Source organism: Lentiprolixibacter sp., from assembly GCF_982873095.1.
Genome location: NZ_CEYNTP010000021.1, coordinates 1 through 21,052 on the forward strand (window position 1 = coordinate 1; position 21,052 = coordinate 21,052).

Here is a 21,052-nt window from a genome sequence, read left to right on the forward strand (position 1 = left end):
CTACGGTTTGGCCAATTGGTATCTATATGAGGGAGAGGAGAAGGAGGGGCTTGAACGCCTTTCCGATATCCTACGAGGCGAAACCTGGAGTTCCTTCGGCTACATTGCTGCAGAAAGTGATATGATAGACAAGCTAAAGGATGTAACTATTACTGTGGAAAGTAAACAATAGTTAATCCTTAGGCCTATTCATTTTAGTCTGGGTTTACTTACTTTTGCAAGCATAAAAATGCACTGATCGATGAACCCCGTTAAAATTGCCCCTTCCCTGCTGGCCGCAGACTTCGGTAACCTGCAAAGAGATGTAGAAATGGTGAACCATAGCGAGGCGCACTGGCACCACCTGGATATTATGGACGGTCTGTTTGTGCCAAATATTTCCTATGGGATGCCGGTGATAAAGGCTATTGCAGAACATGCCACCAAACCTTTGGACGTGCACCTGATGATCGTAGATCCGGACCGTTATATCAGCACCTTTGCTGAATTAGGGGCAGATGTCCTAACCGTCCACTACGAAGCATGCCCGCATCTTCACAGGACCCTTCAGAAGATCAAAAAGGAAGGGATGAAAGCCGGGGTAGCCATCAACCCGCATACCCCCGTTAATGTCCTGGAGGCCATTATCCAGGATATCGACCTTGTATGTATGATGAGTGTAAATCCGGGCTACGGGGGACAAAAATTCATTCCCCATACCATGGTAAAGCTCCGACAGTTAAAGAAGTTAATCGGGGAAAGCGGGGCAAACACCCTGATAGAAATCGATGGTGGTGTGGGCGTTGGAAATGCCTCGGAACTGGCTAAGGCAGGCGCAGATGTGCTTGTCGCGGGAAGTTCGGTTTTCCGCGCAGAGGATCCGGTTGCTGCAATTGCACAACTAAATGCACTGGTTCATCCTTAGACCGACTTCAGCAAGTACTTGATCAGGTCAGTGGTGGTAACAATCCCAACCAAACGGTCGCCATTGACCACAGGCAGGGAATGGTACTCGCTCTCTACAAAGATCTCAGCGACCTCCTTGATGGAATTCTCAGGATGCACTGTAGTAAGCTTGTTACGCATCAGCTGAGGAATTGTGAACATTTCATAAAGGGAGGAGGAAATATCATCTTCTTCCCGGTAGGCTCCGTCCGCAAAGCTTATCCGTAACAGGTCGTTCATGCTCAGCATTCCCACCAATTTTTTCTTATCTATCACAGGGATGTGCCGGATCTTGTGCTTCTTAAATAAATGCTCGGCTTTTTCAAGACTATCTTTGGCCTTCAAGGTAATTACTTCCGCCGTCATTATGGTCGATATCGGTTCAGCTACTTGCACATTCATGACGATACATTTTAATTTCCTTCTAAAGATCATCCATATCCGCTGCAAAAAGAATGACAAAAATCATATTCCCTTCCGATATTTATTGTTGAAGCTCTGAAATGCTCTCCTAGAAGCTTGAGTTTCAAAGCTGTAATTTCTGTTGTATTTTTACCTTTTGTATGGAAGACATGGATACACTTGATGTATTAATCATAGGGGGCGGGCCAATTGGGATCGCCTGCGGGCTGGAAGCCAAAAAGAACGGACTGGACTATCTTATCGTGGAGAAGGGCACTATCGTGAATTCCCTCTTCAACTACCCTGTTAATATGCAGTTTTTTTCATCTTCGGAGCGATTGGAGATCGATGAGATCCCTTTTATCAGCAAAGAAGCCAAGCCCAAACGCAATGAAGCACTGGAATATTACCGTAGGATCGTTACTTCCAACAAGCTTAATATCCGACTCTTTGAACGCATCGAACAGGTAGAAAAAAAGCACGGGATTTTTGAAGTCACTTCAGATAAAACAAAGTACAAAGCGCATCAGGTGATAATTTCCACCGGGTTTTATGACCTGCCCAACCTGCTGGATGTTCCCGGGGAAAACCTCCCGAAGGTGTCCCATTACTACAAAGACCCGCATTACTATGCCAGCCAGAAACTCGCCGTTATCGGTGCCAGCAATTCTGCTGTGGATGCGGCACTGGAATGCTGGAGGAAGGGTGCAGAAGTCACCATGATCGTTAGGGAACCGGAAATAGGGCATAGGGTAAAGTATTGGGTGCGGCCCGATATCATCAACCGGATAGAAGAAGGTAGTATCAAAGCCTATTTTAACTCCAATGTTAAGGAAATACGGGAAGATGAACTGCTTGTGGCAACCCCGGAGGGCCTGCTCACCCTGGAAAACGATTTTGTGCTGGCCCTTACCGGCTACCAGCCCAATTTTTCCTTCCTGGAAAAATGTGGTATTCGGCTGTCACAGGACGAGAAGCGCCTGCCCGACTACAACCCGGACACCATGGAAACCAACATAAAAGGCCTGTACCTGGCCGGTGTCATCTGCGGGGGTATGGAAACCCATAAGTGGTTTATAGAGAATTCACGGATACACGCCAAGATGATCATAAGCGACCTCCTGAAAAAGAAAAAGGAAACCTCTGCATACTAAAGCCTTGGGCCATTTCCTGAACGGTAATTTTGATTTTATGGATCTTACAAAAAACAAATTCTATCCCATTTTTGAAGCACAGCGAAAAAATCAGTTTGCCGTTGGAAATAGTTCTCCAAAAGCCCGTATCAAAAAACTTAATGCATTAAAAGAGGCGGTGGAAACCACTTATCGCACGGAAATTCTACAGGCCCTGTACGATGATTTTAAAAAGCCGGCTACGGAAGCTGAACTCACCGAGATTTATCAGATTATCGGAGAAATAAAAATGGCCAAAAGCTATTTGAAATCGTGGATGCGCAATCAGCCCGTAGACACTCCCCTGGCGCTACTGGGCAGTTCCTCCTGGGTACGATATGAGCCTAAAGGCGTATGCCTGATCATTTCCCCCTGGAACTTTCCCATCAACCTTACATTCGGGCCTTTGGTCTCTGCAATTGCTGCAGGGAATACGGTTATCCTGAAACCTTCTGAACTAACGCCCAATGCTTCCGCGGTCATGAAGAAAATTGTGACAGCCGTTTTCCCTGAGGATGAAGTGGCTCTCGTTGAAGGCGAAGTAGAAGTAGCCCAGGAGCTGTTGAAATTGCCCTTTAACCATATCTTTTTTACCGGGTCCCCAAAAGTAGGGAAACTGGTAATGCAGGCAGCTGCGCAACACCTGAGCTCCGTTACCCTTGAACTCGGAGGGAAATCCCCCACCATTGTAGATGAGACCGCCAACCTGAAGGCAGCGGCGAGAAAGATCGCCTGGGGAAAATTCATAAATGCGGGACAGGTCTGCATATCCCCGGATTACCTCCTGGTGCAGGAATCGGTTAAAGCGAGGTTTCTGAAGTTGTTGCAGGAACAGATCCGGGCCATGTTTTCCGAATCCCCGTCCGGATCAGCATCCTATGCCAGGATCGTAAATTCACGCCACTATCAACGGTTATTGTCCTATTTGGAAGAAGCCTCTGAAAAAGGCAGTGAGGTTATTTCTGCAGAGGCACCAGACGCAGCGGAAAATTACCTGCCCCCTACCCTGGTCACTGATCCTGACGATACTTCCAAACTCATGGAAGAAGAGATTTTTGGTCCCATTTTGCCCGTCAAATCCTTCCGGGATACCAAGGAAGTCATCGCCTATATCAATCAGAAGGAAAAACCCCTGGCGCTATACATATACAGTAAGAACAAAAAGGCGGTTAAGGAGATTATCAGAAATACCCGTGCCGGTGCCACCTGCATTAATAATAACGTACTGCATTATGCCAACCATAACCTACCTTTTGGCGGCTCCAACAACAGTGGCCTTGGGAAATCGCATGGTTTTTATGGTTTTAAGGCCTTTTCCAATGAACGGGCCATCCTGAAACAACATACGCCAGGGGCAATGGAATTGTTATTTCCCCCATACACCAACCTGAAAAAAAAGATCGCCAAATTAACCCTGAAGTGGTTCTAAAGGGGAACTGTTTAACCTCCTCCCCCCTGCTCCTCATACTGGTTAAAACCAGGCACCTTCAGCACCCAAAATCATCCGGGCATTTGGCCATCCCACAATAGTAGAGATACGACCAGAAATAAGTAACTTTAATATCCCGGTACGTTTTTCATTTCAACCAGCTTCCGGTCGTTAATCCCTATTAAAGCATATCGACATGAACACTTCCGTTGTACACATCCGAATCACTGGCGTTTTAATAGTTATCTGCGGGTTTTTGGCACCCCAGTTAAGTGCGCAAAAAGTTGTTCAGGCTACGGATCTGGACAGAAAAGTGGAGGCCTTTCTGGAAAGTAAAAGAGGGCAATGGCGCGATATGAATATTCCCGCATCTGACGGGCAGTTGATGTATGATATCATTTTGGAAAAAGGGTATACCAAGGGCCTCGAAATTGGCACCTCCACCGGGCATTCGGCCATCTGGATCGCCTGGGCATTCAGTAAAACAGGGGGTAAACTGATAACATTGGAAATAGATGAACAGCGATATAATGAAGCGATTGCCAATTTTGCCGAAGCGGGTCTATCTGATTACATAGATGCCCGCCTGGCGAATGCCCATGAGCTGGTGAAAGAACTCACCGGACCTTTTGATTTCGTTTTCAGTGACGCCGATAAAGATTGGTATACCAACTACTTTAAAGACATTTCCCCAAAACTGAAAGCCGGGGGTTGTTTTATCGCCCATAATGTGCGTCCGGCGGGTACCGGGCGAAGGGGGATGCGGGGTACCCGGGAATATCTCGACTATGTCTCGGGCCTTGAAGACTATAACACTACTGTAGATAACAGGGGAGGTGGAATGGCCATTAGCTACAAGAAGCAATAGGAAGGAGCATATAATTCCGTTTTTTATATAGTATATGGTGCATAAATCGTACTTTAAACTACTGGCTTAGTAACGAACTAATACAACTTTGGATCATGAAAGAAATTAAGAAAGAGGATATTCAACAGGAAGTATTTGACCTGTATGACGACTATGCCCATAACCGCATCAACCGCAGGCAGTTTATCGACAAGCTTTCGACCTATGCCATTGGCGGATTAACTGTTGCCTCCCTGCTCAGTTTTATATCCCCCAATTATATAGATAAGATCCAGGTGAAGCAGGACGACAAGCGTCTCAAGTCCGAATTTATAACATACGATTCGCCCAAAGGGGGAGGTCAAATCAAGGGCTTGCTGTCGCGACCAGCAGACGCCAAAGGAAAGCTTCCCGGCATTGTGGTGGTCCATGAGAACCGCGGGCTCAACCCTCATATTGAAGATGTAGGCCGCAGGGCAGGCCTGGCAGGTTTTGTCTCCCTGGCCCCGGATGCGCTCACGCCCCTTGGCGGGTACCCGGGTAATGACGATGATGGAAGGACACTGCAGCGCCAACGCGACCGGAACGAGATGCTGGAAGATTTCATAGCCGCTTTTGAATACCTCAAAAACCATCCGGAATGTACCGGAAAGGTAGGTGTTGTAGGCTTTTGTTTTGGAGGGTGGATTTCCAATATGATGGCGGTAAAGGTACCCGACCTCGCTGCGGCGGTTCCCTTTTATGGAGGACAACCCAAAGAAGATATTGAAGACATTAAGGCGCCATTATTACTTCACTTTGCCGAACTGGATAAAAGAGTCAATGCTGGATGGCCCGAGTATGAGGCCGCCCTAAAGGAACACAACAAGGAATACACCGCCCATATGTACCCCGGGGTAAACCACGGCTTCCACAACGATACCACACCGAGATACGACAAGGAAGCGGCACAACTGGCCTGGAAAAGGACCGTGGAATTTTTTGAGAAGCATTTGAGCTCGTAAACCAAAAAAGAATTACCCCCTGTAGATTAGGGGGTAATTGGAATATTCTTCATCGCTATTAGGATAGGATTATTATCAACCCCCCTGCGCTGCGTGTTTTCTTTCCTCCTCTTCCTGCTCGCGCGACATATCTTCCAAGGTCCTGCCTTTGGTTTCCTTGACCAGTGACTTGACAAAGAAATAGGCCACTACGCCAAAGACGGCATACACCCCATAGGAAACTCCAAGTCCGAGGTAGTTCAGCATGATAGGGAAGGTCATGGTGATCGCAAAGTTTGATCCCCACTGGGCAATTCCACAAACCGCAAGGGCTGCTCCCCGGTATTGGTTGGGGAACATCTCGCCCAGCATCACCCACATTACAGGACCCCAGGAGGCCGCAAAGAAAGCGATATAGCCATTGGCCGCCAATAAGGCATATGTACCATTATTTCCTTCCAGGATAAGATTGTTGGCGCTGTCCAGCGTGGCCGTGCCGAAGAGGTAGGCCAGTATGCCCAACATCACCGCCTGGCCAATAGATCCTACCAACAATAAAGGCTTTCTACCCACCTTATCGATCAAAACAATGGCCACAAAGGTGAAGAATATATTCACACTACCGCTGATGACATTGGTGAGCAGGGCATCTGATTCCGTGAATCCGGCCGCCTGCCAGAGGGTAGCCCCGTAGTAAAAGATCACATTGATACCCGTAAACTGTTGCAGTACCGCGATACCGATTCCCACCCAGACCAGGGGATGTATTTTGCCCGTATACTTACTGATGATGTCCCCTAGTTTGGGACGACTATCTGTCCTTACCGTGGTTTTGATATCCGCCACCTTGATGGCCGCCTGAGCGGCATTGCTAATGGCAGCGAGCACCTTTTGTGCCTTTTCAGCCTGATTGGAAGCCACTAAATACCTGGGGGATTCAGGGATAAAAAGCAATACAATTACGAAGATGGATGCCGGAAGAATTTCCGCCCAGAACATCCAGGACCAGGTTTGAAACCCCATCCAGAGTTCCTCTTCTGCACCCCCTGAAATACCGGCGAGGGCATAATTGCTCATAAAGGCCATAAACAGGCCAATTACGATCATGAGTTGCTGTAATGTGGCCAGCCTGCCCCTGATCTTAGATGGGGCAATTTCACTGATATAAAGCGGTGCAAGTATACTCGCAGCACCTACAGCCAGACCGCCAACAAGGCGATAGAGCACAAACTCCAGGGAACCTTCCGAGATACCGGAACCCCAGGCGCTGATCACAAAAACGATACCTGCGACCAACATCATGGGTTTCCTTCCGAACCTGTCGGCCAGGGTACCGGCAAAAAAGGCACCTACAACACAGCCCAGGAGTACAGAGGCTACGTTAAATCCTGTACCAGTGGCATCAGAGTCAAACGCCGCCTGCAGGGCATCTACCGTACCATTGATTACTCCACTGTCAAAGCCAAATAAAAAGCCCCCTATGGCGGCAACAAATGCCAGGAAGAGGACCCTGGGTAAACTATAACTTTCGTTCTGTTGGGATTCCTGTAGTTGATCAGTCATTTTGTTTAGTTGTTTAGTTAGCTATTTTGTTCAGAGAGCCCTTCTCAGGGCTCAAATAGGAATGTAATATAGTGGATTTTGACGAATGTCAATTATAAATAAAGCCCCAAAGATGGATTAAGCTTCATTAGTCGGCCACAAAGCCCTCCCAGCGCTGCATATAGGAAATGAATTTGGTGCTCAGTCCTTCTTTTTTCAAATATTCCTGGCTGACAGGTGTTTTAGTTGGAATAAAGTTCGGGTCTTCCATAACCTTTTTGGGGAAGTCGTGGTGGAGGATGGCGGCCCTACCAATACTAACAACATCCACCCCGGCCTGCAGCACCTTATGGACATCGGCCCCGGTTCTGATGTTCCCGGCTACGGTCAGTTTCACCCTACCTCTGTTCATTTCAGTGAAATGTTCTAATAAGCTTTTGCGCTGGTGTTCTTCTTCATGTGGCATTTTAAAAACATCCCAAAGGGAGATATCCAGAAAATCGATTTGTCCTTCATCCATTAAGCGCCGGGCAACCTTTTTCACCTCCTTTAACTTCATGCCAAAACGTTCCGGGGAAAGGCGTACCCCTAACACGAAATCCGGGCCGCATGCTGCCCGTATGCCGTTGACAATCTCAAAGAGCAGGCGCGACCTGTTTTTGAGGCTCCCACCGTATTCGTCCGTCCTTTTGTTGATAGCGCTGCTGAGAAACTGGCAGAGGATATAGCCATGGGCGCCGTGGACTTCTACTCCGTCATATCCACTTGCTTTGGCCCTCACTGCCGCTTCCATGAAATCTTCCCGCAGTTGTTGTACCTCATCCAGGGACATGCCCCTTGCCCCGTGTTTGGGACTATCAGAAGGACAAATTGGCGTTTCCCCAATGAGTTCTTTTGGGGAGCGCATACCGGCGTGGTGCAGCTGGATGACCGCCACACTGCCGTGTGACTTAATACCGGCGCTAAGTCTGCGGTGGCCTTCGATTTGGCCATCCGAATAGATGCCCAGTTGCCCGGGAAAGCCCTTTCCGATTTCCTGTACATGGGAAGCACAGGTCATGGTGATGCCAAACCCGCCCTGGGCTCGCATGGTCAGCCAGCGGTATTCCTCCTCAGCCAGTGTCCCGTCTTCATGGCTCTGGGTATTGGTCATAGGCGCCAGCATAAACCTGTTTTTGCTGTGGATGCCACAGTTAAATAGAAATGGAGATGAAGAAGGTGTTTGCATTGGGGGTCGACGGTAACTTACTGGGAAGCTTTCTTTAGTGTATGCCCCTCTTTAACCATTACCTCTATTTCTCTAATATGGTCCCAATTGTTCAAGGGGTTTCCACTCAATACCAAAAAGCTCGCTTCATACCCTTCCCTTAAATACCCCAATTTCCGATCCGGATAAATAAGCTGTGGGGTTGTTTCAGAAAGAAGCTTCAACGTAGTGAGTTCATCAAAAACCTGGAGGTTATTTACAAGATAATCAGCCTCTAAAATGCTGGTTTCACCATTTTGGTCGGCCCCCACAGCTAACTCAACACCGGCCTCATGGAGTCGCTTTAGTTCGTTAGTTAAAAATTGATTCACCGTTTCATATCTGAGGGTATCCAGGGATGTATTCCCTTGTGCATCATACTTCATAGCATATACCTTTGCAAAATTTGCTGTGGGTATAATTGCTGATTTTTGTTTTTTGACTTGCGCGATATCTTCATCTGTAAGCCGGTAGGCATCAGGGTTTGTATTCCCATCCCAACTGTAACCGGGCAAGTGTCCAAAACCATCAACACCGATTTTTAACCCTATCCTGAAGTCATAAGCATTTTCCACATGGGCATAGACTTTTAAACCTGCATCATGAGCCTTACGGACTACTCTCTCCGCAACATTTTTGGAAAGTCCAAAACCGCCCATTTGCTCTTTATTAACAAGCTCTTCGTGGCGATCCGTATTGATGAGATAGATCTTAATTACATCTGGTTTTGTTGCTAAAATAGTATCCCATTTTTGTTCTACATCTATTACACTATCCAGGAACCAATAGGCATCGTTTTCAGCGATCCTGCTGTTCTTAATACGATCTCGTTGCGTAAACATAGCGGACCAGTGTAAATTGAGTGCCGAAGTCTCATAAGCCAGGTGAGGATGGCCTAATGTGGAGGTAAGCCCGCCGTTAGCGTATTGAACATCAATGGATTGAGGAGTCGAGAACCTTTCGCGTAAAGAATCTGCCTTTGATGCATAATTGGTGAGTACCTGTACATAAAAGATGCCCTGTTCTAAATACTTTTTAACCTGAGCATCAACATTACCGGGGTCAGCGAGGTTATGCGTGTGAGCATCACCAAAGGGAGGAACTACATAACCTTGTTTTAAGTCTAGGATAGCGTCAGGCTGCCCGGAATATTGCTCTTTAAATAATCCATTAACACTATAGAGTGATTTGCTTTCAAACTCCTGGCCATTGAACCATTGACCATTCTTATATTCTATAACATATTGATCCTCTGAGGCACAGCTAAAGAAGAAGAATTGGACAATTAATAGAAAGAAATACGCAAGTTTGGCCTTCATTGATCAATGCATTAAATACAGTATAATACTCTTGTATACCCACAGTTCTATCTACAGGAATACATTTTTGAGCCCCGCTCCATTATTCAGATTTGTGAACTTCCAGTTCTATTTCAATCATAAACTCCGGAAGGGCCAATTCCTTTACGCCCAACCAGGAGCCAGTTGGGAATTGCTTGGTGTAGATCTCATTTCTGTACCCGGCTTTTTCGAGGAACAGTGGCATGTTTGTGGTAAAAATGTTCTCTACAACCACGTCGTCAAAGGTGCAGTCATAATGTGTCAGGATCTTTTCCAGATCCGCATAGCAGTTTTTCATTTGCTGTTCCAGATCGCCAACAGCGGTAGGATTTCCTTCATCGTCCATACTTACCGCCCCGGAAATTTTAATGCTGTTCCCGATTTTTACGGCATGTGTATAGCCGTATGCTTTTTCCACTTCAGGGCGCAGCAAGAAATACTCCGGTTCTTCCGAGGCATGGGTTACTTCTTTTTCAATTTCTTGGGTGTCTTCCTTTTGTTTTTGCACACAACTCTGACTAACAAAAGTCAAGGCAAATAATAGAGTGAGAATAGTCAGTTGATGGTTTCGTGTTTTCATAGTGTTGGTTGTTTGGTTAATAAAACGCGCAGTGACCTATTGAACCAGATTAGTTTTTACTAAGATAGGAAATAAGTGCAGACCTAGAGGAGCGATGCCTGTGCTTAGCCCCCAGGGTAGACCGGTAAAAGGTATTAGCACTCCCGAAAGATCAATCTTGTATTCTGTTCCAGATATCCAGGTACATCTTCCACTCCTGATCGACCTTTCTCCAAATAATGACGTATTTCCCTTTCCAGTTTGATTCGCTACCGTCAGATCTCTTCGTAGTACCTTCATAATATCCATAATCGTAGGCCTCATTGCCTAGGACCTTTATTTCTTCAGGAATGATTTTATGATATTTGGTCTGTACGCCTTCTGGAAGTGTCCAATACTTGATTATCGCTTCACGACCCTGAATGATGTCCCTGTTATTAGGAAAAATTTTGGCGTCAACGGTATATGCATCACCAATTGTTGGGTAATCTGAACGCATAACAGCATTCGAAAAGTCCTTGATGTTGGATAAAATCATGTCAATATCCTCCTGACTACCCTGAAAGTTTTGAGAATGAATAGTTCCTGATAAGATTAGAAAGGAAATAAGGGTGAGCGTTTTCATAGATTAATTTGTGCTTAACGGTTTGGCCTGGGCAAGTTAGGGATTTTGAAACTGCTTTTTTTCCGCCTGCCAAAATTCATGTCTTGGTAAGATTTTTTTAAACATTCAGCCCCTATTGCCCATAGCTTATGAAATACAATGATCTGTCAATCACCAATAGGTTGTTATTTCTTTGTATCAGGTTCTGGCACCTTTCTCTTACTTACCCCTTTTTCCTCTGCAATCTCTTTTGCCCTGTGGTAGTCTTCCACGCTGGCGGTAATTCCTGATTGACCTGCACCTTTTACAGGGGTATATACGAGCGATGTAAACAATGGGAAATGGTCGGAACCAATAGACGGTAATCGTTTGATGGAAAGCAGGGTAAAATGATCGCTATGGAACAAATGATCCAATGGCCATCTCAATAAGGGATATTTAACATGAAAGGTGTTGAACATTCCCCTACCTATACGTGGATCCAACAAACCGCTAATCTTGCGGAAAAGGCGCGTTGTTGAAGACCAGGCTACATCATTGAGGTCACCCGTCACTAGTACAGCTTGTTCAATAGTGCTCACACTTTTGGCGATGATGATCAACTCGGCATCCCGCTCTGCTGATTCGGTATTTTCAGTGGGGCTGGGCGGGGCGGGATGGACAAAATGGCAGCGAACCCTATCGCCGGTTCGCAGCTCTATGGAAACATGTATAGAAGGGACCTCTTTCTCCACCAGGAATGAGATTTGAGGGTCGTGTAATTTCAATTTAGAATAGAGGTGCATACCGTAGAGGTTGTCAAGCGGGCATTTCACAGTATACGGCATTTCTGATTCCAGGACCTCAAGTTGCTCTTGCCACCACTGATCTGATTCCAGTGTAAGAAGAACATCAGGTTGATATTTTTGCACCAATTGTATTAGTGCTGCGGTGTTGCGATTCGGGGTGAGGACATTGGAAGTGATTATACTGAGTTTCCTTTCGGGTTCGTATTCCGCACAAGATTTAACCTCTTTGGGCCATAGGAAGGTATAGGGCAATATCCACCAAAGCTGCCAGAGTAAACAAAGGGCGGTTATAGCAATTAATAGTAATGTTAGGGGTGATCGCAGATCAAGGAAAATAACTATGGCAAGCAACAGGGCTGATGAAAAAATCGTTACCTGCAGGCGGGGAAAGTCCATCCCCCGGATCATCCAATGGGTTTGTTTCGATAAGGGCAGCACCGTAACCAAAAAGGTCAGGAGGGTACAAAAGATAATTGCGATTAACATAATCCGTTCTTGATAGGTAGTACAGCAGGTGACTTATGGATCTGCCGGTTAGCATAAATGCCTGTCTTATTGGTGTTACTCAATGTTTGCCACTTGCTTTAATTTTTCAAATTCGCGCGTTCAGACAGGCGCTCCCCGTACCTGCTACTGAAATTTCAGTGCAATGTTAACGTTGTTCTTAGCGGCTCGGAAGCGCCAAGTTCTAATGATCTTTCCGTTGGTAAACTACCTGACATGGTAAGGGTAAATTCACCCTTTTCCAGAATGGCATCACCCTGTGCATTGATCAGCCTTAGCATCTCCGGAGTGATCTCAAAAGTAACCTTTGCACCTTCACCTGGCTGTAACCGGACGGATTGGATCCCCTTTAAAGAAAAAAGTGGAACACCAACGCTGGCCTTTTGATCCGTAATATACAGCTGTACGGTTTCTACAGATGGGTACGCACCAACATTGGTGATGTTGCAGCTCAGTTCAACTATTTCTCCTTCTTTAATTTTAGAAGCCGATTGTTTCAGGTCACTGTAGGAGAAGGAACCATAACTTAATCCGAATCCAAATGGATACATAGGTTCCTTGGCCATATAACGATAGGTTCTACCTTTCATATTATAATCCTCGTAGGCCGGCAGCTGATCAAGGGATTTTGGGAAAGTAATGGGCAATCTCCCTGAAGGGGAAACCTTGCCAAATATTATATCTGCAATGGCATTCCCCCCTTCTTCTCCCGGATACCATGCGAATAAGACTGCATCCGCCAGCTCATGGACTTCTGAAAGGTTCATGGGACATCCGCCTGTAACAATGGCAATAACAGGTTGGCCATGACTCTTTATTTTCCTGAGATAGTCCAATTGATTTTCAGGGATATTGTAGTCCAAACGATCGCCAAAATAAGGAGACGAGATAGATTCTCCTTCTTCTCCTTCGAGGTGTCTGCTAAGTCCCATTCCAACGATAGTAACATCTGCTTCAGCCGCTTCTCCGGTTGACCAGTCTACCGGGTTTACATTCTTTCTGTCTAGTGTGGTCCCGGGACTGTACTGAACCTGACTACCGGGGGCAACCGCTGCTGCGATTCCCTCTAAAAAGGTGACTATATTGGCACTAACGCCAAAATAATTTCCCAACAGCGCATCAATGGAAGCGGCGTTGGGCCCTACAACATAGTACCTGTCCAGGTCGTTTTTCAATGGCAGCACCCCGTTATTTTTGAGCAAGACAACAGATCTGGCTGCCGCTTCACGTGCCAGTGCCCTATTTTCTTTGCTATCAACAACACTATAGGGAATAGCGTTATAAGGATTGAGGTCCGGGGGATCAAACATACCCAGTTTAAATCTCGTTTTCAGTAAGGGGGTAAGTCTTTTATCTATAAGTGATTCTTCCACAAAACCTTTCCGTACAGCATCTAGCAGTGCGGTATACGTATTTCCACAATTTACGTTTACGCCACTTTCCAAAGCGAGTACAGCCGCTTCAACGGCATTGGTAACCGTACCATGGCCAATATCTGAATAGAAATCAACCAACGCCCAGCAATCACTGACCACATGTCCTTTAAACCCCCATTTGTCAAACAATACCTCTTTGAGCAGATAATTACTAGCACAACAAGGTTCGCCATTGGTTCTGTTATATGCACACATAACGGATTCAACCCCCGCATCAACAAGCGCTTCGAAAGCCGGCAAATAGGTTGCATTCAAATCTTGTGCACTTACCTCAGCATTGAACTCATGCCTAAGTTTTTCAGGACCACTGTGAACAGCGAAATGTTTTGCACAGGCAGCTGTTTTAAGGTACTTAGGATCATCCCCTTGTAAGCCGTTGACAAAAGCTACACCCAATACACTCGTTAAATACGGGTCCTCCCCATAGGTTTCCTGTCCACGCCCCCAGCGCGGATCCCGAAAGATGTTAACATTAGGCGTCCAGAAGGTCAATCCGGCATAACGCTTATAATTCCCGGCTGTCTGCGCAGCGTTATACATAGCGCGTGCTTCATCAGATATGGCAGAGGCAACCCTAAATATCAGATCCTTGTCAAAAGTCGCTGCCAAACCTATGGCCTGAGGAAAAACAGTGGCTTTACCTGAACGTCCTACCCCGTGCAAGGCTTCATTCCAGTAATCATAAGGCGGTATATCAAGGCGGGGGATACCGGGAGTATTCATTAGCATCTGATCCACCTTTTCTTCCAGGGTAAGCCTGCTGATCAGATCTTCTACCCGGCTATCCAGATCTGCTTCAGGGTTGAGATATACGGGTTGCGCACACATAGTTGAAATTCCAAGAAAAACGAAGATCACAATTGCAAATGGCTTATCCATGGCTTATAAAATGGCTGAGTTGTTTTATTATTAAGGTTGTTGCCTCCAGCCTGCGAGCTTATCAATGGATGATTGGGGGTTAAGCGGCAGGTCGCAGCGGACCAGATTTGTTGTATCTAAGATAGGAAACCTTGACCGAATCAACCAGAGGCAGGGGCGGGTTCCCAGACCAGGAGAAAGCGATGCCTGTGCCTACACAGCTGGCGTACCTACGCATATTAGGCAGGCAAGAAAGGTGGGTTTTAGGCGTTGTTATAATGCGTTTCTGTTTTTATAAATTGCTAGTCGCTCAATCCAAAAAATATCAGATTCAAAAAACTGGAGTCTCGTTTTAATTACTCTATCTGTATTGTCACGCAAGGGTTTCGTTATAAATCGAGCTTTGGAATTACTAAAGTCAAGTGTATATTTTTCGTCGAGATCCTTTTGTTCGTCCGTAAAAAAAGAAACTACTTTACCATCCATACTCCAATTTCCTTTTCCGTATTTATTTTTTACCCATGAAACCCCCCTCCTATGATTCTCGTACGAATGAAAAAGAAATGTTCCGTCGTCCTGTATTGTAAGCGTGTATTCAATAAGATGGTCTCCCGAATCTCCAGAGGTAAGGAAATACTCTCCTACTACCTTATCCGTTTGCGAGAAGATAATTATACTTGATAAAAAAAATAAAATCGTAGTTATTACTCTCATACGATTGATTTAAAATGCATTGCAACGGTCAAGAATAACCGTCATTTACGGGTTAATATGCGTTAATTTTCGGTTTAGAACTGACTTTAGCAGTGCCGACCAGCCCGACAGATCCGTCCTGGCGGGGTGGATTCGGACGTAGCCGTCGCGATAGCTATCGGGACGCCTTAATTACGGTTATATCATGTTAAGCTTCGTTATTTTTTTTATTAAGTTATTAATTGGTCTTACTTGGACACCAAAGATTCAATAGTTGAAATGTTTTCATCAATTCTATCATATATTGGTAGTAAAGCGGTTGTGTGATATATTAATTCTGTGTTTAAGTTGATGAATTCACTATTCTGTAATAGACTGGAATTTGAAGAAGAATTATTCGAAACATTTAAGTCTGAAAAAGATTCAGCAAAAATTTTGTCATAAAAGGTAGTGTCTGTTTTGTATCCATTTACTGTTATTTCAAGGCGTGCTGAATACTTATTTAAAAAGGGATTTAGATGATTATCTACAAAACTGGATTGTAAATCTTCATAGGAGGCAAGAAGCTCCATGTTTGCTTTTAATGAAGTAAGCTCACTTCGTAGTTTTTCAGATTGTAATAGGTTAAGCTTTCCTGATCCAATCATCTCGTCGTAAATCGAAGTTTTATTTGAATTACCGACTAAAAACCTTTTTGGCAAATTGTGAATAAGATAGTTTATCGCTTCTTCTGAAGTTGAATTTAACTCGGCAGTACTTAATTCTATTAACTTTTTTGAAGAATTTATAACCTCAGAATATCGCTTGAGCCCTGTTTCGACTTGAAATTTGTTGTATGTCATTTTTGAATGGATAGCCTGAAGGAGTTGTGTTTCTTGTTTGGAATCCAATCTGTTTTGGTTCCAAGTATTTACTTGAAGAGCAATCAAAATACCAACTACCACTAGCACTATTTCTCCAAAGGCATATAGTAAATAATTACTGAGCTTATTTTCAGCAAGTAACTTTTGCCTAATTTTTCTAAAGAATTTTAACATCGTATTTTATTTATCCATTTTATTGGAGCACAAGGGTCCAGGCGCTACCTGCCCATCACAGATGGTTCGGCAGACCAGTATGACACGGCGCTTGAGTGCGGCGGGCAAAAGCGGTCCAGATTAGTTTCCATCTAAGATAGGAAATAGCCGCAAAGCTGAAAGTGATGCCTGTGCCTGCCCAGCTGGCGTACATACGCATATTAGGTAGGCAAGAAAGGCGGGTTTTAGGCGTTGTTAGTCAAAGTATAAGTGCGTTATTCTGAGGAACTGTGTGGCTTTGAATGCCGATTTCTTAAAACAGTGTTCACCCCATCAAAACTTTGAAGCATTCTAAATCTGAAATAATACGAGTTCAGGTCTTCTTCGGACATGGTTTCGGTGATAGTCTGGAGCATCCTATCGGGATCTTCAGCTTTTTCGGAGATGACAGAATCAGGGAAAACCCGATGCCATTTAGAATCCTTTTCCTTTAACAATTCAATCAATTTACGCTCACACTCCATTACAGCCCAGCTGGTTTGCCCATCTGCTGCCCAAGTCGGGTCGTAGTCCATAAAAGGCGCAGAGGTAATGCGAAAGTCTTTATCCGAGTACATTCTTTGCAAGACTTCCAAATAACTCTTACCTGAAGAATCTCTCAGCACACCTTCTTTGATCAATACCTGTTCGTATTCATCGATAATGGATTTGATGTCAATGCCTTGTTCCTGATAATTGGGATCATAACATTGCAAAATGATATCGTCAAGTTTAAGGGTTTGTTGCTTACAAGAAATACTTAATAGCACCAGCAAGCATAAAAATGAAACTTTGTATTTCATAATCCTCATATGTTACCTAACGGTTGAGTATGTGGCAACTCGCCGCAGCTGAGATGAACGACCAACACTTTGTTAACCACAGGTCTTATATTTCATTATTTTTATAGGAAACAAAGATCTAAAGCTCAATTAAAAAGCTTTACTAAACTATAGAAAATAATAGAATACAGAGTATTTTCTAATTGAATCAAACCGTATATGAATTCGTTTTTTATAAAAACCCTGTTGTTCATTTTCGTCCTATCCATGGTGAGTTGTAGATATAATTCTGGTAAAAGCCCGTCCCATTCACCCGTTTCTCCCCAATTAAGCCCGGAATCAGCTTCGATAATAAATAGTGCTAATGGTGAATTTAAAGCTTATGAGACAAAATCACCCGTGAAAATAGACGGTTTTAGTAAAGATTCAATTTGGGCAAGCATAGACTGGTATGGAATGAATTATAAATGGATTGGTGGATCCGTTGATTCTGTTGACTATCATGGAAAATTCAAATTAGCTTGGGATAGTCAATATTTATATGTTTTAGTTGAAGTCATTGATGAATATTTAAACCCGACACTAGGAAATGGCTTAGAAAATTATTGGAAAGGCGATTACGTCGAATTGTTTATTGATGAAGATAAATCTGGAGGGATCCACCAATATAATCACCAGGCCTTTGCTTATCACGTTTCTACTGAAGGTCATGCCATTGATAAAAGCATGTCTAAAGAAACCGTTTTTTTCGATGATCATGTAAAAGTTGAGAGATCACAAGAGGGAAATAAACATCTTTGGGAAATGGCCATCAGACTATACGATAATCAATTTGATGAAACCTCTACAGATAATATACCTGTTGAAATTGTAGCTCAAAAAAGCATCGGCTTTTCAATAGCTTATGGCGATAATGATGGGAACAACAGCCGTGAGAATTTTATGGGCTCAAAAAGGACACATGGAAATAATAATGATGAGGGCTATATAAATTCTGATGTCTTTGGCAGCATATTATTTATAGAATAAGGAAATAAAAACCGCCTGGTCTGCTTGTTTAGTCCGTGTTTATCGGTCCAGTATAATCGTCAGTTATGGGTAAAGATGCGTTAATTTTCGGTTTAGCACTGACATTAGCCGTTCCGACCAGCCCGACAGCTCCGTTCTGGCGGGGTGGATTCAGACGCAGTTGAATCCGCCGTAATTGCGGTTATGCATTGTTGTAAACAGTACTTTTATTTCCATTTTTTTATTAATTCAATCAGTCCGTTTTTAATTCCGTCATAAAAGTTTCCATTTTTAAATTCAGGAATTATAGTTAGGTCAATTACGTTTTTACAAATTTCGTCCGTCAAAATCAGTTCCGTTCCAGTTCCAGTTGCAATTCCATTATTTGAACTTGACAATTGTTATTAACTTTGAATTGTGAAGAATACTGTTGTAAACACTAACTTCGATAACAGACTTATCTACGCATACTATTTCACCATAAAGAATTTTGTCTGCTTTAAGGATTAATTCATTTAACAAAGGTGGAACATAATCAGCTTTGAAGGTGCTGATTGATAGGAGAATAAATAAGAATATCAAATTATTCATAATTGGTGCCAACGTTTGTGTATATGAGCCGTTTTAATGGCTTATATACATTGTTGTGCTTACGTTATCTCTTTAACTTCTTCTTAATAGTCTTTATCTAATTATTCTTTGTAATTGCATTAATTTCTGCAATGGTTATTTCACCAATAGCTTCTAATTGTTCATAATATCGTAACAAATTTGTGGCATTGGAATTTCTTTCATGTGCTCCGGTAAGACTCGGATGAAATAGCAATTCTGTGATTTCCATTTTATTCTTTGAAAAATATGCTTCTTTATTAGGAACTCTATCTAATCGAACTAATTGTTGCAAGATATTGTCATTGTAAGTAATTATTTGCAAATTTTCGATGGTATTGTTCAAGCTGGTTTCCTCTCTTAGAATCATACCTACAACATTATAATATTCATTTAACTTCTCCTCAAGATTTGTACTATGTAATTTCCTTATGAAACCAGAGTTTTTCAATGCTTCTATGCCACTCGTATTCGGGATAAAATCAAAATCCCTAAATACACGATAGCTATGCCGTATCATTCTATCAAACCCGATGAAGGTGAGCTCATCTTCACTTACAATGTCCATGAATCTTTTTGATCTCACAATGGATGAATCTCTCCATTCTTTGATCTCCTTCACGCTAGTCAAGTCCTCCTGTAAATTCTTTTTAATATTGCCCAGGTAGCTATGAAGTTCTTTAGTTTCCTGTTTGTTTGTATTCCAATTATTAATCTGTAGAGCTATTAAAATTCCCATAACCACAAGTACAATTTCTCCTATTGCATAAATCAGATACTTGCTGAATTTACCTGCCCGACTACCTTGGTCAGGCGGGTTTTCATTAAGTAGTTTTTGTCTAATTTTTCTAAAGAATTTTATCATTGGTTAATGGTTGGTCATAATAAAGCACAATAGTCTCGTATAACTGTCAGTTTTAATTGCGGTCATACATTGTTGTAGCACCTCATTTTTTATTTTTATAAAGTTCAATCGCTTTTAAGTATTTCATTCCGCCAGTCTTTGTTTGGTCGTTGATAAATCCATTCAATTCGGGATGATTTTTATCAACCCAATTCAAAAGTCCATCACGGTTTTTGACAAAAGTTGAATCGTTGAAAATCACATATTTTGTCGTCTCAATACTTGCAATTTTATCATCGTCAAAATAGATGATCTGTTCGGTGACAATTGGCTCTTTGTGAAGAAAAGAAATTCTTTTGTCCGTTTTTGAAACTTTAGCCTTTACAGTTCCATTTTCCTGTCCAATTTCGAGGATTTTGTAAGTCGGTTCAAATACTGAATCCCATTTTAGCCATTCCACATACTCTTTTTTGGAAAATGTCTGCTCATAGTCGTATTCGGTTTCCTTTGTCAGCAGGCTATCAGCCAGCAAGGTTTCGATTCCAGAAACATTTGATTTGTCAAGAACTTCATAGTAACTCCTGGCAATTTGCAATTTGTCAATTTCCCTTTTAGGATTTTTACAGGCAATAATGCCGATTGCTACACACAATATAAAAGCTATGAATTTATTCATTTTACGATTGGTTGGCCATAATGTCTACAACGGCTTCGGCTCTACCTTCCCATCATAGATGGTTCGGCAGACCAGTATGGTTTGGCCCCTGGAGGCACTAGCCTTGCGTTTTGTTTATTATCAGACCTAAAATAGCAAATAAACCCAGACCTCAGAGGGCGATACCCAACCGTACCGAACGGGTACGTTCGGGCGGTGAACCATAGGCGTTGTTATGTAGCGTTACATATGTTATAACTTTTTCTTTCAGCGATATCAATCACAAATATTTGATCCCAAGATAAACTATCAATTTCTAATGACTGTATACGATTAGTTGTTATGATACTGGAAAATTCCCAACCAGTATAGATTAGAAGTATGTTATGCTTGTAGCATTCTGGCCACTTTGATTTACTTTTTTCTTTATGATTAACTATCTCTTGGATTCTACCAAGTAGATTATTATTTCCATCTTTAAAAGTCAAATAAATACATGTTGAGTTGCCATTTATTTTATTGAATGAAATCCTTCTAACGCTTGTGGATGGATTTAATGCCTGTTCAGCTTCTTCAACCGCTTTAAGAACATCCATTACTTCATTATCAATTTTGGATTTGGCGATCTGGACTGGTATATATTCAACTATAATCTCTTGGTTGACCGGAAATTTTTTTACTAGCTCAATGGAAAGTTTAGAATGTAGAATGTTAAGGAATTCGTCTCTTTGTCTTTGATTAGAACCATTTGGATTATAATTCCAATCAAATT

Annotated in this window: 20 protein-coding genes; 6 read left to right on the forward strand and 14 right to left on the reverse strand. The window is 43.2% G+C overall.

Annotation, left to right across the window (positions count from 1 at the left end):
• Positions 1-241 precede the first annotated feature (241 nt).
• The gene (gene rpe, locus AC4E7D_RS02780) at positions 242-904 is read left to right on the forward strand and encodes a ribulose-phosphate 3-epimerase (protein WP_490172284.1); all 663 of its coding nucleotides are present in this window, start codon (positions 242-244) and stop codon (positions 902-904) included.
• On the opposite strand, the gene AC4E7D_RS02785 is transcribed toward rpe, so the two are convergent.
• Complete coding sequence (locus AC4E7D_RS02785; RefSeq protein ID WP_490172285.1) at positions 901-1,326, reverse strand: CBS domain-containing protein; 426 nt, start codon at positions 1,324-1,326, stop codon at positions 901-903. The genes rpe and AC4E7D_RS02785 overlap by 4 nt on opposite strands.
• Positions 1,327-1,496: 170 nt before the next feature.
• On the opposite strand from AC4E7D_RS02785, the gene AC4E7D_RS02790 reads away from it, so the two are divergent.
• The 4 genes from AC4E7D_RS02790 to AC4E7D_RS02805 all read left to right on the forward strand — a co-directional run bounded on the left by AC4E7D_RS02790 (position 1,497) and on the right by AC4E7D_RS02805 (position 5,778).
• Positions 1,497-2,480, forward strand: coding sequence for a YpdA family putative bacillithiol disulfide reductase (locus AC4E7D_RS02790; RefSeq protein ID WP_490172303.1), 984 nt, complete (start codon positions 1,497-1,499; stop codon positions 2,478-2,480).
• 37 nt (positions 2,481-2,517) lie between these two features.
• On the forward strand, positions 2,518-3,927 hold the full coding sequence (locus AC4E7D_RS02795; RefSeq protein WP_490172286.1) for an aldehyde dehydrogenase family protein: 1,410 nt from the start codon (positions 2,518-2,520) through the stop codon (positions 3,925-3,927).
• Positions 3,928-4,123: 196 nt separating this feature from the next.
• The gene (locus AC4E7D_RS02800) at positions 4,124-4,795 is read left to right on the forward strand and encodes an O-methyltransferase (RefSeq protein WP_490172287.1); all 672 of its coding nucleotides are present in this window, start codon (positions 4,124-4,126) and stop codon (positions 4,793-4,795) included.
• A 95-nt stretch (positions 4,796-4,890) separates the two neighbouring features.
• A complete protein-coding gene (locus AC4E7D_RS02805) occupies positions 4,891-5,778 on the forward strand; it encodes a dienelactone hydrolase family protein (protein ID WP_490172288.1) in 888 nt (295 codons plus the stop codon).
• A gap of 75 nt (positions 5,779-5,853) precedes the next feature.
• Here the strand turns inward: AC4E7D_RS02805 and AC4E7D_RS02810 are convergent, their stop codons facing one another.
• The 9 genes from AC4E7D_RS02810 to AC4E7D_RS02850 all read right to left on the reverse strand — a co-directional run bounded on the left by AC4E7D_RS02810 (position 5,854) and on the right by AC4E7D_RS02850 (position 17,185).
• Entirely contained in the window at positions 5,854-7,320 is a 1,467-nt protein-coding gene (locus tag AC4E7D_RS02810) for a sugar porter family MFS transporter (protein WP_490172289.1), read from the reverse strand.
• A gap of 127 nt (positions 7,321-7,447) precedes the next feature.
• Complete coding sequence (locus AC4E7D_RS02815; RefSeq protein ID WP_490172290.1) at positions 7,448-8,464, reverse strand: NADH:flavin oxidoreductase; 1,017 nt, start codon at positions 8,462-8,464, stop codon at positions 7,448-7,450.
• 80 nt (positions 8,465-8,544) lie between these two features.
• Positions 8,545-9,864 carry an amidohydrolase family protein gene (locus AC4E7D_RS02820; RefSeq protein WP_490172291.1) on the reverse strand — a complete coding sequence of 440 codons (1,320 nt, stop codon included), beginning with the start codon at positions 9,862-9,864 and terminating at the stop codon, positions 8,545-8,547.
• An 82-nt stretch (positions 9,865-9,946) separates the two neighbouring features.
• Positions 9,947-10,465 carry a RidA family protein gene (locus AC4E7D_RS02825; protein WP_490172292.1) on the reverse strand — a complete coding sequence of 173 codons (519 nt, stop codon included), beginning with the start codon at positions 10,463-10,465 and terminating at the stop codon, positions 9,947-9,949.
• Between the two features lie 151 nt (positions 10,466-10,616).
• A complete protein-coding gene (locus AC4E7D_RS02830; protein WP_490172293.1) occupies positions 10,617-11,069 on the reverse strand; it encodes a YybH family protein in 453 nt (150 codons plus the stop codon).
• A 164-nt stretch (positions 11,070-11,233) separates the two neighbouring features.
• Positions 11,234-12,322 carry an endonuclease/exonuclease/phosphatase family protein gene (locus AC4E7D_RS02835; protein WP_490172294.1) on the reverse strand — a complete coding sequence of 363 codons (1,089 nt, stop codon included), beginning with the start codon at positions 12,320-12,322 and terminating at the stop codon, positions 11,234-11,236.
• A 155-nt stretch (positions 12,323-12,477) separates the two neighbouring features.
• A complete protein-coding gene (locus AC4E7D_RS02840; protein WP_490172295.1) occupies positions 12,478-14,655 on the reverse strand; it encodes a glycoside hydrolase family 3 C-terminal domain-containing protein in 2,178 nt (725 codons plus the stop codon).
• 920 nt (positions 14,656-15,575) lie between these two features.
• Positions 15,576-16,364 (reverse strand): DUF6090 family protein, encoded by a 789-nt coding sequence (locus AC4E7D_RS02845; protein ID WP_490172296.1) that lies wholly within the window; start codon positions 16,362-16,364, stop codon positions 15,576-15,578.
• A gap of 254 nt (positions 16,365-16,618) precedes the next feature.
• A complete protein-coding gene (locus AC4E7D_RS02850) occupies positions 16,619-17,185 on the reverse strand; it encodes a hypothetical protein (RefSeq protein ID WP_490172297.1) in 567 nt (188 codons plus the stop codon).
• Between the two features lie 198 nt (positions 17,186-17,383).
• Between AC4E7D_RS02850 and AC4E7D_RS02855 the strand changes: the two genes are divergently transcribed.
• On the forward strand, positions 17,384-18,193 hold the full coding sequence (locus AC4E7D_RS02855; protein ID WP_490172298.1) for a sugar-binding protein: 810 nt from the start codon (positions 17,384-17,386) through the stop codon (positions 18,191-18,193).
• Positions 18,194-18,399: 206 nt separating this feature from the next.
• On the opposite strand, the gene AC4E7D_RS02860 is transcribed toward AC4E7D_RS02855, so the two are convergent.
• The 4 genes from AC4E7D_RS02860 to AC4E7D_RS02875 form a co-directional block, all read right to left on the reverse strand.
• On the reverse strand, positions 18,400-18,570 hold the full coding sequence (locus tag AC4E7D_RS02860; RefSeq protein ID WP_490172299.1) for a TPM domain-containing protein: 171 nt from the start codon (positions 18,568-18,570) through the stop codon (positions 18,400-18,402).
• A gap of 290 nt (positions 18,571-18,860) precedes the next feature.
• Entirely contained in the window at positions 18,861-19,646 is a 786-nt protein-coding gene (locus AC4E7D_RS02865) for a DUF6090 family protein (RefSeq protein WP_490172300.1), read from the reverse strand.
• Between the two features lie 82 nt (positions 19,647-19,728).
• Positions 19,729-20,301, reverse strand: a complete 573-nt coding sequence (locus tag AC4E7D_RS02870; protein ID WP_490172301.1) for a hypothetical protein — start codon at positions 20,299-20,301, stop codon at positions 19,729-19,731.
• A gap of 212 nt (positions 20,302-20,513) precedes the next feature.
• On the reverse strand, positions 20,514-21,052 hold a 539-nt coding region (locus AC4E7D_RS02875), incomplete at its 5' end, for a hypothetical protein (protein WP_490172302.1).

Excerpts from the sequence above, each read along its gene's own strand:
- rpe (WP_490172284.1), top strand. The coding sequence starts at position 242 with ATGAACCCCGTTAAAATTGCCCCTTCCCTGCTGGCCGCAGACTTCGGT.
- AC4E7D_RS02785 (WP_490172285.1), bottom strand. The coding sequence starts at position 1,326 with ATGAATGTGCAAGTAGCTGAACCGATATCGACCATAATGACGGCGGAA.
- AC4E7D_RS02790 (WP_490172303.1), top strand. The coding sequence starts at position 1,497 with ATGGATACACTTGATGTATTAATCATAGGGGGCGGGCCAATTGGGATC.
- AC4E7D_RS02795 (WP_490172286.1), top strand. The coding sequence starts at position 2,518 with ATGGATCTTACAAAAAACAAATTCTATCCCATTTTTGAAGCACAGCGA.
- AC4E7D_RS02800 (WP_490172287.1), top strand. The coding sequence starts at position 4,124 with ATGAACACTTCCGTTGTACACATCCGAATCACTGGCGTTTTAATAGTT.
- AC4E7D_RS02805 (WP_490172288.1), top strand. The coding sequence starts at position 4,891 with ATGAAAGAAATTAAGAAAGAGGATATTCAACAGGAAGTATTTGACCTG.
- AC4E7D_RS02810 (WP_490172289.1), bottom strand. The coding sequence starts at position 7,320 with ATGACTGATCAACTACAGGAATCCCAACAGAACGAAAGTTATAGTTTA.
- AC4E7D_RS02815 (WP_490172290.1), bottom strand. The coding sequence starts at position 8,464 with ATGCTGGCGCCTATGACCAATACCCAGAGCCATGAAGACGGGACACTG.
- AC4E7D_RS02820 (WP_490172291.1), bottom strand. The coding sequence starts at position 9,864 with ATGAAGGCCAAACTTGCGTATTTCTTTCTATTAATTGTCCAATTCTTC.
- AC4E7D_RS02825 (WP_490172292.1), bottom strand. The coding sequence starts at position 10,465 with ATGAAAACACGAAACCATCAACTGACTATTCTCACTCTATTATTTGCC.
- AC4E7D_RS02830 (WP_490172293.1), bottom strand. The coding sequence starts at position 11,069 with ATGAAAACGCTCACCCTTATTTCCTTTCTAATCTTATCAGGAACTATT.
- AC4E7D_RS02835 (WP_490172294.1), bottom strand. The coding sequence starts at position 12,322 with ATGTTAATCGCAATTATCTTTTGTACCCTCCTGACCTTTTTGGTTACG.
- AC4E7D_RS02840 (WP_490172295.1), bottom strand. The coding sequence starts at position 14,655 with ATGGATAAGCCATTTGCAATTGTGATCTTCGTTTTTCTTGGAATTTCA.
- AC4E7D_RS02845 (WP_490172296.1), bottom strand. The coding sequence starts at position 16,364 with ATGTTAAAATTCTTTAGAAAAATTAGGCAAAAGTTACTTGCTGAAAAT.
- AC4E7D_RS02850 (WP_490172297.1), bottom strand. The coding sequence starts at position 17,185 with ATGAAATACAAAGTTTCATTTTTATGCTTGCTGGTGCTATTAAGTATT.
- AC4E7D_RS02855 (WP_490172298.1), top strand. The coding sequence starts at position 17,384 with ATGAATTCGTTTTTTATAAAAACCCTGTTGTTCATTTTCGTCCTATCC.
- AC4E7D_RS02865 (WP_490172300.1), bottom strand. The coding sequence starts at position 19,646 with ATGATAAAATTCTTTAGAAAAATTAGACAAAAACTACTTAATGAAAAC.
- AC4E7D_RS02870 (WP_490172301.1), bottom strand. The coding sequence starts at position 20,301 with ATGAATAAATTCATAGCTTTTATATTGTGTGTAGCAATCGGCATTATT.